The sequence below is a fragment of the Sphingobacterium sp. UBA6645 genome (assembly GCF_002455685.1).
GTDB classification, from domain to species: Bacteria; Bacteroidota; Bacteroidia; order Sphingobacteriales; family Sphingobacteriaceae; genus Sphingobacterium; species Sphingobacterium hotanense.
This window is the reverse complement of sequence record NZ_DKLH01000021.1, coordinates 36,311-49,262: the sequence shown is the minus strand read 5'-3', so window position 1 is coordinate 49,262 and position 12,952 is coordinate 36,311. Positions and strand designations below refer to the sequence as shown.

The 12,952-nt window shown below is 41.6% G+C and carries 8 protein-coding genes; 4 read left to right on the top strand and 4 right to left on the bottom strand.

All coding sequences use genetic code 11. The annotated features are described in order from the left end of the window. Positions 1-236 precede the first annotated feature (236 nt). Positions 237-1,931, top strand: a complete 1,695-nt coding sequence (gene asnB, locus B2400_RS03665; RefSeq protein ID WP_293930937.1) for an asparagine synthase B — start codon at positions 237-239, stop codon at positions 1,929-1,931. 283 nt (positions 1,932-2,214) lie between these two features. Here asnB and B2400_RS03660 read toward each other — a convergent pair whose 3' ends face one another. Both B2400_RS03660 and rocD read right to left on the bottom strand, forming a co-directional pair. Then, positions 2,215-3,159: an arginase gene (locus B2400_RS03660; protein ID WP_293930935.1), complete on the bottom strand. Its 945-nt coding sequence runs from the start codon at positions 3,157-3,159 to the stop codon at positions 2,215-2,217. A gap of 1 nt (position 3,160) precedes the next feature. After that, a complete protein-coding gene (rocD, locus tag B2400_RS03655) occupies positions 3,161-4,423 on the bottom strand; it encodes an ornithine--oxo-acid transaminase (protein WP_293930933.1) in 1,263 nt (420 codons plus the stop codon). 126 nt (positions 4,424-4,549) lie between these two features. On the opposite strand from rocD, the gene B2400_RS03650 reads away from it, so the two are divergent. Then, a complete protein-coding gene (locus B2400_RS03650; protein ID WP_246172272.1) occupies positions 4,550-5,011 on the top strand; it encodes an Lrp/AsnC family transcriptional regulator in 462 nt (153 codons plus the stop codon). Between the two features lie 30 nt (positions 5,012-5,041). On the opposite strand, the gene B2400_RS03645 is transcribed toward B2400_RS03650, so the two are convergent. Next, entirely contained in the window at positions 5,042-5,623 is a 582-nt protein-coding gene (locus B2400_RS03645; RefSeq protein ID WP_293930930.1) for a biliverdin-producing heme oxygenase, read from the bottom strand. A gap of 4 nt (positions 5,624-5,627) precedes the next feature. Continuing rightward, on the bottom strand, positions 5,628-7,847 hold the full coding sequence (locus B2400_RS03640; protein ID WP_293930927.1) for an ATP-binding protein: 2,220 nt from the start codon (positions 7,845-7,847) through the stop codon (positions 5,628-5,630). A 260-nt stretch (positions 7,848-8,107) separates the two neighbouring features. Between B2400_RS03640 and B2400_RS03635 the strand changes: the two genes are divergently transcribed. Together B2400_RS03635 and B2400_RS03630 are read left to right on the top strand one after the other, a co-directional pair. Beyond that, positions 8,108-8,503 (top strand): hypothetical protein, encoded by a 396-nt coding sequence (locus B2400_RS03635; protein WP_293930924.1) that lies wholly within the window; start codon positions 8,108-8,110, stop codon positions 8,501-8,503. A 103-nt stretch (positions 8,504-8,606) separates the two neighbouring features. Beyond that, positions 8,607-12,950, top strand: a complete 4,344-nt coding sequence (locus tag B2400_RS03630; RefSeq protein WP_293930921.1) for a CusA/CzcA family heavy metal efflux RND transporter — start codon at positions 8,607-8,609, stop codon at positions 12,948-12,950. Positions 12,951-12,952: the final 2 nt, after the last annotated feature.

Here is a 12,952-nt window from a genome sequence, read left to right as displayed (position 1 = left end):
TGTATTGGGTTTGAAAGGGCTTTGAAAGGGGAGTGAGCCGTAGCGTTCTCTTTTCAAGTTTGTTGTTCCTGTTTTAATGAAACGTTCTTTTTCGTATCAAAACGTTAATAAAAATGTATTTATATTATTAATATTTCAATAAAATTTAAAAAACATTATGATATTAATTATTTAATCATTTACTTTGTGTCATTAATTAAACAAAAACAAGAATTAGATATTAAAATTGAAATTTTATGTGTGGAATCGTAGGTGCATTTGATTTGAAACAGTCCGCTGAGGGTTTAAGGCCTCAGGTATTAGAGATGTCGAAAAGAATTCGTCATAGAGGACCGGATTGGTCAGGAATCTTTAGTTCTGACCGTGCTATTTTAGCTCATGAGCGATTAGCGATTGTTGACCCTAAGTCGGGAAGTCAGCCATTGTTCAGCCCTGATGGACAAGTTGTATTAGCTGTAAATGGAGAGATCTATAACCACCAAGACCTACGAAATTCTCTACCAAATTATCAGTTTTCAACGCAGTCTGATTCAGAAGTTGTATTGGCATTATACTTGGATAAAGGTCCTTCCTTTGTGGAGGAATTAAATGGAATCTTTGGATTCGCTTTATATGATGGACGTGACGATTCTTTCTTCATCGCCCGTGACCATATGGGAATCATCCCACTTTATTATGGTAAAGATGAGTTCGGGCAGCTTTTTGTTGCATCGGAGCTGAAATCCCTGGAAGGTTTTTGCGTAGAAATAGACCAATTTCCTCCAGGACATTATTTGTACAGCAAAGAGGGATTAGCACCACAACGTTGGTACAGCCGAGATTGGGAATCCTATGATACGGTGAAAGATGCATCAACAGACATAGCAGTATTGAGAAAGGGATTGGAAGATGCGGTGCATCGTCAGCTTATGTCGGATGTTCCCTATGGTGTACTATTATCGGGAGGATTAGATTCCTCCGTCATTGCTGCTGTAACCAAGAAATTTGCATCGAAACGTATTGAGAGCCAAGATCAGGAAGATGCATGGTATCCACAATTGCATTCCTTCGCTGTGGGATTGGTCGGCTCACCGGATCTTATCGCCGCACAAAAGGCAGCAGACCATATCGGCACTATCCACCATGAGGTGAACTTCACCATACAGGAGGGCTTGGATGCCATTCGAGATGTGATCTACCATCTGGAAACCTATGATGTGACGACCATTCGCGCTTCAACGCCTATGTATCTTTTGGCCCGCGTAATCAAGTCCATGGGTATTAAGATGGTATTGTCGGGAGAAGGGTCGGATGAGTTGTTCGGTGGTTACCTATATTTCCATAAGGCACCAAACGCACAAGAGTTTCATGAGGAAACGGTTCGCAAGCTAAAAAAGCTGTATCTATACGATTGTCTACGTGCTAACAAATCGCTTGCCGCTTGGGGAGTTGAAGGAAGGGTGCCGTTTTTGGACAAAGAGTTTATGGATATTGCCATGAGCATCAACCCGGAAGATAAGATGATTAAAGATGGACGTATGGAGAAATGGGTAGTGCGTAAGGCGTTCGAAGATTATCTTCCTGAGAGCATTGCATGGCGCCAGAAGGAGCAGTTTTCAGATGGAGTGGGCTATTCATGGATCGACACGCTGAAAGAACAAGCCGAACGCTTAGTGAGCGATACAGACTTTGAAACCGCAACATCCCGTTTCCCAATCAATACACCGAAAAATAAAGAGGAATATCTATACCGCAGTATTTTCGAATCGCACTTCCCTTCGGATGCCGCGGCGAAGACCGTGCCTTCAGTAAAATCAGTAGCGTGCAGCACGCCCGAAGCTTTACTATGGGATGCTTCATTCCAGAACTTAAATGATCCGTCGGGTAGAGCAGTAGCATCAGTGCATAATGAGAGTTATGAGAAAGTTTTTGTTTTAGATATTAGACATTAGATTTTAGACATTAGAGTATGTCGGGTGTCTTTGAACCAGGAAAGGAAGGATGTAAGGATTGGCAGGATCATGTTCATCCTTGCATCCTTCCTTTCCTGGTTCAAGACAAACTATTCTGTTCATCCTTGCATCTTTCCTTTCCTGGTTCAAAAAAAAACACTTCTTAAAGACAAAATAACACACCTTCAAAACAAAAAACAACTCTTCATAACTGATATCAAAAAAGAATGGCGCCTAATCGGCGCCATCCAAAGTCTATTGTCTAAAATCTAATATCTAAAATCTAAATACCAAAGGTTTTTTCTAAAATCTCGAAAGCTATTTCGGCCATCTTATTTCCTTGTTTATCGAGAAGAGGGTTGACCTCGACTATTTCAAAACACTTTACGCGTTCATCCTTCATCAGGTCGATAATAATCTCTTGGACCTCGCTAGGGAGAAAGCCTTTTGGTACCGGCGTACCTGTGCCTTCGGATACTAGATCGCTGTCCATGCTATCGACGTCGAAGGAAACGTAAAGAATGTCGCAGTCGGCTAGTCTTTCTTGGCATTCTGCGATGCAAGCAGGTATCCCTTTTCTTCTGACCTCATCTACTTTATAGTTTTTGATGCCTAGTTTTTCGATGAGTTGGTCTTCCTCGATCTCTGTATCACGAACACCGAAATAAACGATATGTTCTTTTTCGACCCGCGTGCCATGGTCGCTCATCGCTTTCAGTTTATTCCAGTAGGCCTGCGTTTCTGGATTGATGTCGTTCTTTTGTGCAGAGGTATTATCGATACCTAGGATTGCCGCAATAGGCATCCCATGCATATTTCCTGATGGGGTGGTATACGGCGAATGTATATCCGCATGTGCGTCGATCCAGATAATCCCTAATTTCTTGTTTGGGAATTTCGCACGAATACCGGCTACTGTTCCAATAGCTGAGGAATGGTCGCCCGAGAAAACAAGGGGGAAATTTGCCTTCATCAGGCTATTCTCGACGATAGAACACAGGTCTTTACACTGCTGGTAAATCTGTTTGATGTGCTTTGCACAGGTGTTCCCTTCGATTTCGTAAACCGATTCGTTTCGTGTTGGTACGTCGATAAATGGATGTTTTTTGAAAAAGAAGCTCCCCTTATTGATTGCTGCAATTTCCATTGCATCAATCCCCAAGTCGGCACCGCGTGTGCCAGCACCGATATCCGACCTGTTCTTGATCAGTTCAATTGGTCTTTCCATATTATGATGCAAAGTTAACTAAAGACTTTTCGATAATGTGAAGACATTCCTCGATTTGTTCTTTTGTAATGACCAAAGGGGGAGCTAAGCGTATTTTATTACCATGCGTAGGTTTCGCTAATAGTCCATTTTCTTTAAAGGCTAAGCAGATGTTCCAAGCGGTATCATCATCTTCAGCTGCATCTATCACGATAGCTGTTAGCAATCCTTTTCCGCGAACGGTAGTGATGAGTTTGCAACGTTTGGCGATATCGTTCAAGCCTGCTCTGAACAGTTCGCCCATTTCTTCGGCACGATTGGCAAGGTCTTCATCGATAACCGTTTTAACAGCTTCCAATGCTACAGCACAGGCAAGCGGGTTACCTCCATAAGTAGATCCATGTTCTCCAGGTTTGATGGTCAACATCACTTCATCATTTGCTAACACTGCAGACACCGGCAGCACACCTCCAGACAAGGCTTTGCCTAGGATAATGACATCTGGTTTACTCTTTGAATCCTTATCGTTTATGTCGTATGAGGCAAGCATGCTTCCGGTACGTGCTATTCCGGTTTGGATTTCATCTGCGATAAACAGCACATTGTACTGCGTACATAATGCTCTTACTTGCTGTAGGTAGTCCTCGCTAGGTACAATGATGCCCGCCTCGCCTTGTATAGGTTCTACAATAAAACCTGCGATATGTGGGTCAGATTTTAATAAGTTTTCGAATGCTTTGATATCGTTGTATGGCACCTGAACAATACCCTCTAGGAAAGGGCCAAAGTTCGTAGTCGCCGTGCTGTCGTTAGAAGCGGAGATTACAGATAATGTTCTGCCATGGAAATTATCTTTAGCAAATACTATCTTCGCACTGTTTTCCGGAAGACCCTTCACTTGGTATGCCCATTTTCTACATAGCTTCATCGCAGTCTCGACCGCTTCCACACCTGAGTTCATCATCAATGCCTTGTCAAATCCGAATAGATTGCATAGGAACTCTTCCAACTCACCGAGCATATTGTTGTAGAATGCACGAGAGGTAAGTGTTAGTTTTTCTGCTTGCTTTTTTAGCGCATTGATAATGCGCGGATGGCAATGTCCTTGATTGACAGCTGAGTATGCAGAAAGAAAGTCATAATATCTTTTGCCTTCAACATCCCACACAAATACGCCTTCACCTTTTTCTAATACAACGGGCAGAGGATGATAGTTATGTGCTCCATATTTTTCTTCTAAATCAATAAAGTGCTGAGCGTTGAGATTTTTACTAGAGATATTCATAATTGTTATTTTTTACGTAGGTTCGAAAACCAAAATTAAGTTATTTTTATTCAAAAACAACATTTCAGTATGTAATTTGACTTTATTGTTTGTATTTTTGAGTTAAATTAACGTCAGCATAAACCTATGAATAGCATAAATAAACTAGACGAGTTTGATGTAAATATCCTAAAGATTCTTGAGCGGGATGGTCGTATTGCCTATTCAGCAATTGCAACTGAATTGGGTGTTTCGAATACCATGGTTCATCAAAGGATCAACAGATTGACTGAGCAGGGGATTTTGGAAGGGGTGAGACCTGTATTGAATGAGAAGGCGTTAGGCTATGATTGGGGCGCTTTTACAGGGATAAGCCTGGAAAAAGATGGCGACTCGAAGCGGGTTATTGAAGAGTTACAAAAGATTCCGGAGGTTACCGAATGTTATTACATCACCGGTAATTACACGCTATATATCAAGATCATAGCTAAGAATCATGAGCATATGCGGCAGTTGCTCTATGAAAAAATAGATAATATACCAGGGATAGCAAAGACAGACTCAATTATAGAATTAGGATGCGCCTTTAAGCGCAATGTTATTCTCTAGGGCCTATTAGCGAGGGATTGCTCCTAAGTATTAGCTGGAATAGGCTAGCTGATAATTCTTGTCTAAGATCTGCCCGAATCCGGTAAATACGGCATTACTGAAATCGGTAAGATGTTCGTAATCTGTAGTTTCCGGAATTTCATTAAGTAGATTCTTAAATTGTTGCCAATGTTGCATAAAGTCAGCCTGATCGCCTCTGAAAAAGTTAAGCCCGCGTTGAATTCCTCTTTTTTCTAGCATTTTTGCAATGTAGGGGCCGCCCAAAGATGAGCCCTCTAATACATATAGAGCCACTAATGCTTCGGGATAATTTTGTGGAATCGGCAGTGCCGAGAGTCCACTAATGGCTATGGCTTTACCTGTTTGCAGTTCCTCAAAATCCTGTAAAATAAGTGGAGATCTTTTTTCACAAAGTTCTGCGGCAGCTTGCTGCTCCTGCAGATATCGGAAACTCAATTCCTCGACCCCCTGATAGAACAAATAGAATTTCTCTAGCAAGGCTATATAGTCATCCTCATTATTTATCTTTTTGATTTGATCAATAACAAGTTTCTCTACTTGCTTATGAGATGTTAAAGTCTCCGACTTCAGGATTTCAGAAAGGTTCGCCATGTTTTTATTTTTGAGTTGAGGCAACGTTATGATTTGGAAAATAGAGATGGATTTCAGTGCCCATTCCTAAGTTACTTTGGATAGATATCTTGATACCTAGTTTATCGACGATTCTTTTTACTATCGCCATCCCCACGCCAGATCCGTCGAATCCTGCGGAATTTGACATGCGTTTAAAAATCTCGTATATCGTATCCAATTCTTCCTTAGCCATCCCAATGCCATTATCCTTAATGACATAAATTACACCATTGTTTTCCATGTAAGATTGAATCTCCACAAAGGGTTGGTCTGCTTTTGCCGAGTATTTAATCGCATTGCCGATAATGTTGAGGAATAGTTGATAGACCAATGTCTTTTCACCATAAACAGGTAAAAGTTCTTTACAGAAAACAGTTGTATTATTTGCCGAGAATCGCTCTTTGCTGTGGATGACGATTTCCTCAATGAACTTGTCGGTACTGATTAGTTCGGGCTCATATTGAAACACATTGGCTTTGGAAAACTCATGAATCTTATCTAACATATTGACAATCGTATCCACGCCGTCTAAGATGTTAGTCGTCATGCGCTTGCGCATTTGGTCAGGGACATTGTCCTTACTGCGTAGAAATTCTCCGGATAGCTTGATAGCTGATAGGGGATTTTTCAGGTCGTGGCTTATCGTGTAAGAATAAGTGTCTAAGGCATTATTCATTTCGATCAACTGCTCATTCAGGTTTGATATCTCAGACGCTTTTTTAAGTAAAGTTTCCTGTAGTAGATCCCTTAGGCGTTCGATGAAATGTGATTCGCGGAATGTCCATTTGGCTGATGTACCTTTCACCTGCTCCATCCAAACGTCGAAAGAAGTTCGCGGGGAGGGTACGGTAGTGTTAGACTTTTCATCGAATGTGTAGTTTTTTTCAGGTTTTCCTGCCCATTTCTTGACTGTTTCTATCTCCTTTCTAAACCAGATCAGATGAAATCCTAGCGGACCAATTATTGGAAGGCAGGCTATGCCTGGAAATTCTTCGAAACTAGTCTTCACACCTTCTATAGAATCAGCATGATGATGATTGGAGAGGTAGATGTTGGGTTTGTGCTTTCTTATGGCATCTACGAAAGCTGCAATTTTCATGCGTGGCGGTGTCGAACCATAGATATGTATATCATTATTCTGTATCAGAGCAAAACCGTCGCTCTGCATAAATTCATTCAGGTCCGCACTGTAGGCTTTCAACTGCTGATAGACGTTGTTTTTCAGCAGTATAGTTTCCTTGATCTTGAGTTCCAAGTTTAGGGCATCCTCCATGTAAACTAAGCGTTTTTCATTCTTGAGATGCTGGAAGTGTGCTGCTGCGTAATGCGTTGCTGTCAATGCCAAGTTTCTCTGCTGCAGATCGACGTGTAGCGCTTCGGGATGTTGGCAACATACTAATCCCCATAGTTTTCCCATCACCATAATAGAAATACTTAAGCTGGATTTGAAACCTGCATTTTGCAAATATTGGAGATGAATTGGGGATAATGAGCGAATGGCTACTTGTTGTAGGTCAAACTCTCTGTTAGATGCTGTTTTTAATGTGGTCGGTTTAGCAGTCGCATCTACGATAAAACGAAGATGATTCTTGCTGTATAATTCGCGTGCCTGCTTTGGGATGTCGAATTCCGGATAGTTATACCCGAGGAAACGTTCAAGTTGTTCGTTGGCCACAGTTTCGGCAACCACTATTCCGCTGCTGTCCTCATTAAATTTGTAGACCATGATACGTTCGTAAGGAAGGAGCTCGCTAATTATTCGCGAAAGCTCTTGCCATAATGTATCCGAGGAGCGGGATAGCGTGTTTAAATGGCTATTGAATGATAGATTCTGAGCAGATTTGTATAGAGGCTTTATCTCAAATTCCAGATGGAAGACATCATTAACGCCATATACAGAAATATAAAATGCGGTTTCCCCAAGAATTATCTCTTCTGAAAAACGTAGCGTGTTTTGTTTTTCAATGCTCTGTAATGCTGCTTCCAGCTGTAGATTTAATTCTTTCCATTCTTCTACAATGACGTCAGATACCCTTTTGCCAACGATTTCGGTCGTATTATATACGCATTGGGCGGCCGCCGGGATGTCGCTATGTGCTAAGATATTCTGCTCTCGGTCTATAATGACTAAGAAACCAATGGGCTGAACAAGTCCAAGTAGATGAATTTTTTCATCTTCGCATTTTTGGGCATCAAAACTCATGTCTTATGAACGTTAGAAGAAATAGTTAATAGTGATAACTTGCTAAAAAACGGTGTGTTGGCATTTTCTAGAAATTATCCGACAAGATAGTCAATTTTTCCAGATTTTACCGATTTTATATATTGTCGCGAAAAAGTTGCAGGTATCGTGGAAATTTTTGTAAAGACGGATCATGTAGCGGATAAGGCCTTTTATTTTGAATGGATATAAATTGTTTTCAGTTTTAAGCATTGTTTATTATAATGTTTAAATTTGATTTAATGAGAAAATTGTTTGCAATATTGTTTTTGTCAGTATATGTGTTTTCAACGACTGAATTGATTCAGTTGCTGAAACTACCCCTGCTGATTGAACATTATTTGGAACATAAAACGCGGAACTCTACGCTTAGCCTCTCATCATTCATGGCTATTCATTATGCAGATGATCATTTAGAAAACCATCCACAAGATGAAGATTATGATCAAGATAAGAGATTGCCATTTATGGTACATTCGTCAACATTGAATTTCATCTTCCTTTCGCCTACAGTGTGCAAACTTGAGGTGATAAAGATGGATCAGGATGTTCCAGAAACGAAGATACCCTTCGCAGACGATCGTTTGATCGTATCTTCCTACCTATCCAATATTTGGCAACCGCCAAGAATCGTTTAACTCTATTCTACAGCCTTGCGTGTATTCGCCTGACTTTTCATTAAGGTCGATGGATTGCTGTAGGCCTATTTTCTAATAAAAGAGTTAATAAAAATAATCAGTTATGCTTACTAAGATTATTGAGTTTTCCATACGGAATAAGCTCATTATAGCATTGTTGGTTTTTGGACTCATTGGGGTAGGAGCTTATCAGGTAACGAAGTTACCGATAGATGCGGTTCCCGATATTACCAACAACCAAGTGCAAGTTATTACAGTTGCGCCGTCATTCGGCGCATCGGATATTGAACGTCTCATCACATTTCCTATTGAACAAGCGAACAGCAACATTGCCGGTCGTAAAGAGATCCGCAGTTTTTCGCGGTTTGGATTGTCCTTAGTTACTATAGTTTTTGAAGATGATGTCGATATCTATTGGGCGCGACAGCAAGTTGGTGAGCGTCTGCAACAAGTACAACAAGAAATACCTCAAGGTATCGGAACGCCAGAATTGGGGCCTATCTCTACCGGGTTAGGTGAGATCTTTCAATATGTCGTTCGTCCTAAAGCGGGCTACGAAAAGAAATACAATGTAACCGAGCTACGTACGATTCAAGATTGGATTATCCGGCGACAGCTCATGGGAGTAAAAGGTGTTGCGGAGGTGAGTAGTTTCGGTGGGAAGTTGAAGCAATACGAAATTGCAGTTAACACGGATAAATTAAATGCATTCGGAATCAGTATCAACGATGTTTTTAATGCGGTAAATGATAACAATCAGAATATTGGAGGGGCTTATATTGAAAAGGGCCCCACTGTTTTATATATCCGTAGCGAGGGGCTGGTCGAATCTGTATCGGATATTGAGCAGATTGCGATACATCGTTCGTCCGGGCAAAGTCCGCTCTTTCTCCGAGATGTAGCAGAGGTGAAGATCGGTCATGCCACACGTTATGGAGCGATGACCTACAATGATATGGGCGAAGTTTCAGGCGCGGTTGTTATGATGCTGAAAGGCGCGAACAGTAGCGAAGTAATTAATGCGGTTAAAGAGAAGGTCGTTGAGATTCAGAAAACACTGCCTGAAGGGGTCATACTTGAACCATTTCTAGATCGGACCAAGATGGTAGATAATGCCATCAGTACGGTGGAGAAGAACCTCTTAGAAGGTGCGCTAATTGTGGTATTCGTCCTCGTGATTTTCTTAGGAAATCTGCGAGCAGGGTTATTGGTTGCTTCCGTTATTCCTTTGGCGATGCTCTTTGCGATTTGTATGATGAATCTATTTGGAGTGAGTGGGAATTTGATGAGCCTAGGTGCTCTAGATTTTGGATTGATCATCGATGGTGCTGTTATTATCGTGGAGGCGGTAATGCATCAGCTGCTGCTGCATCCGAAGTATCGAAATATGCTTAAAATTCCGGTTAAGGAAATGGATGCTGTGGTCAGTGAATCTGCAGGGAGGATGATGAACAGTGCGGTATTTGGTCAATTGATTATTCTAATAGTTTATCTCCCGATCTTAACACTTCAAGGTATTGAGGGTAAAATGTTCAAACCTATGGCGGAGACTGTGGCTTTTGCATTGTTTGGCGCATTCCTGTTATCACTTACCTATATACCGATGATGAGTGCAATTCTTCTTCGCAAGCGCAGTCTGAAGCCTTCATTTTCTGATCGGATGATGAAGAAACTTGAAGCAATTTACCTGAAGAGCTTGTTGAAGGTATTGAGAATCCCCAAGACGGTATTCGCTGTTGTTCTGGTTTTATTTGCTGCTGCCTTATTCATTCTCAGTCGAATGGGAGGGGAGTTCATTCCTTCATTAGAAGAAGGAGATTTTGCTGTCGACACGCGCGTTCTTCCAGGTAGCAATTTGCAGACTACGATAGAAAGCACGCAGAAGGCCTCGCATATCCTGCTAAGCCGCTTTCCAGAAGTCGAAAAAGTCGTTACAAAAATTGGCAGTGGAGAGGTACCTACAGACCCGATGCCAATGGAAGCATCGGATATGATGGTGATTTTGAAGGATAAGGAAGATTGGGTTTCGGCAAAGACTTTTCCAGCGCTTGCTGAAAAGATGTCCACTGCCTTAGACGATGTACCGGGAATTACTGTTGGGTTCCAATATCCTGTACAGATGCGTTTCAATGAATTGATGACCGGGGCGCGCCAGGATGTCGTGCTCAAGATATTTGGTGAGGACTTTGAAATATTGACTGATCAAGCGGAGCAGGTCGGGAAGCTCGTGGAGAGCGTAGCGGGCACACAGAATTTATATATCGAGCCGATAGCAGGTTTATCGCAGGTGGTTATAAAATACAACCGACCGCTTATAGCGCAGTATGGATTATCAATTGCTGATGTGAATAGGGTTGTAAATGCGGCATTTGCAGGGCAACAAGCAGGAATGCTGTTCGAAGGGGAGAAACGCTTTGACATGGTCGTTCGTTTGGATGCCTCACATCGAATGAATTTGAATCAGATTCGCCAGCTCTTAATTCCAACGGCAACAGGGAATCAGATTCCGCTTTCGCAATTGGCAAGCGTCGATATTGTTGAAGGACCTAATCAGATTCAGCGCGAGAATGCGCAACGTCGTATCGTGATTGGCTTTAATATTAACGGTCGAGATGTGCAAAGCATCGTGGAGGAGTTGAAAACGAAGGTAGAACAACATATCAAACTTCCACCAGGCTATACCATTAGCTATGGAGGTTCTTTTGAGAATCTGAATAATGCCAAACAGCGGTTGATGATTGCGGTTCCGGTAGCATTAGCCTTAATATTTATCCTGTTGTTTCTAGCGTTTAAGTCGATTAGAGAAAGCGTGCTTATCTATACGGCCATTCCATTATCGATTATAGGTGGAGTCTTTCTGCTGGCGCTTCGCGGTATGCCATTTAGTATTAGTGCAGGAATAGGATTTATCGCTCTATTTGGAGTTGCTGTACTGAACGGGATTGTGTTGATTTCAGAGTTTAACAGACTGCGAAAACAGGGGTTAAAGAATATCGTCCGAATTGTAATCGATGGTGGAGAAAGTCGGCTGCGCCCGGTATTGATGACGGCCTTCGTCGCATCATTCGGTTTTATTCCTATGGCGTTGAGTAATGGCGCAGGTGCGGAAGTTCAACGTCCCTTAGCTACCGTGGTCATTGGAGGGCTCTTAATAGCAACGCTATTAACCTTATTTGTCTTGCCGCTATTATTTGTGACACTAGAGAAAGGCTTTAAATCGAAGAAGATGAAGGGTCAAACTAAAGCGATAATCTTGTTGTTTCTTAGTCTATCTATAGTTTCGAACTTACAAGGACAGACGACTATTAGCTTAGAACAAGCGCTGCAAATAGCTGTTGAAAATAACGGTCAACTGAAGAATGATAGATTAAGAGCCGAGCATGCTAAAGCATTAATTCGCAGCTCCTCTGCCGATATCCCTCATTTAGCTATCAGCAGCGAATTCGGGCAGATCAATTCTACAAACAATGATTTGATGTTCTCCGCTTCACAGAGCTTTGCATTTCCCTCAGTTTATAAACAGCTGAAGGGACTCTATCGTGAAACTTGGAAGGAGTCTGAGCTTCAAGTAGAGCTTACTGCTTTTGATTTGAAACGTGAGGTTAGTTTAGCCTATTATGGTTTGCTTTATTGGTCAGAGAAGGCAGGTATTTTAGAAGAAATACATAAGCTTTATGCCGATTTTTTGAAGAAAGCTACCTTGCGGGAGCAAGCGGGAGAGTCAAATGTTTTAGAGCGTGCGACAGCTATAAATCAAGAATCCGCAATCCTATTGCAACAAGAACAAGTCAAGACTGAAATGAAGCGGTTACAGTCGCGTTTGCAATGGCTGTTAAATTCTGATATTCCTTACGCGCCAGACAGTAGGGAGCGGCGGCTAAAACTCGTTAGGCATGATACCCTACATCCATTGCTTCAAGTTTTAGAACAAAAGCAAATGGTAAGTGCAAAACAAACGGGCGCTGAAAGAATGAAATTACTTCCAGAATTGCAGGTAGGTTATAACCTAAACAGTTTCAAAGGGGTCGGCGCTGATGGCAAGTATTATGGTATGACTCCTCAGTTTCAATCTGTACAGATTGGTTTCTCCCTGCCGCTATTTTCCTCAGGGCAAAAAGCACGCATCCAAGCTGCAAAAATCAACGAGCGTATTGTATATAATGAATACCAGTATGTCGACCGAGCGCTAAAAATACAGCGAGAACAGCTATTGCAATCTTATGAAAACAGCCTGTCCATAGTCACGCGATTTGAGCAAGTTGATTTAAAGAATGCACAATTAATCTTAGAAACTGCGAATCGACAGTTCCTTTCTGGTGAGATTAATTATTTAGAGTTTGTGATGCTGGTCAATCAATATGTGGCAGTGAAAAGTGGATATGTCGAAGCCTTATGGCGCCTAAATGAAGACATCGTTCAAATAATATATCAACAATTAGAACAATAGAA

Coding starts and splice junctions, on each gene's coding strand:
- asnB (WP_293930937.1), top strand. CDS start 237: ATGTGTGGAATCGTAGGTGCATTTGATTTGAAACAGTCCGCTGAGGGT.
- B2400_RS03660 (WP_293930935.1), bottom strand. CDS start 3,159: ATGGAAAGACCAATTGAACTGATCAAGAACAGGTCGGATATCGGTGCT.
- rocD (WP_293930933.1), bottom strand. CDS start 4,423: ATGAATATCTCTAGTAAAAATCTCAACGCTCAGCACTTTATTGATTTA.
- B2400_RS03650 (WP_246172272.1), top strand. CDS start 4,550: ATGAATAGCATAAATAAACTAGACGAGTTTGATGTAAATATCCTAAAG.
- B2400_RS03645 (WP_293930930.1), bottom strand. CDS start 5,623: ATGGCGAACCTTTCTGAAATCCTGAAGTCGGAGACTTTAACATCTCAT.
- B2400_RS03640 (WP_293930927.1), bottom strand. CDS start 7,847: ATGAGTTTTGATGCCCAAAAATGCGAAGATGAAAAAATTCATCTACTT.
- B2400_RS03635 (WP_293930924.1), top strand. CDS start 8,108: ATGAGAAAATTGTTTGCAATATTGTTTTTGTCAGTATATGTGTTTTCA.
- B2400_RS03630 (WP_293930921.1), top strand. CDS start 8,607: ATGCTTACTAAGATTATTGAGTTTTCCATACGGAATAAGCTCATTATA.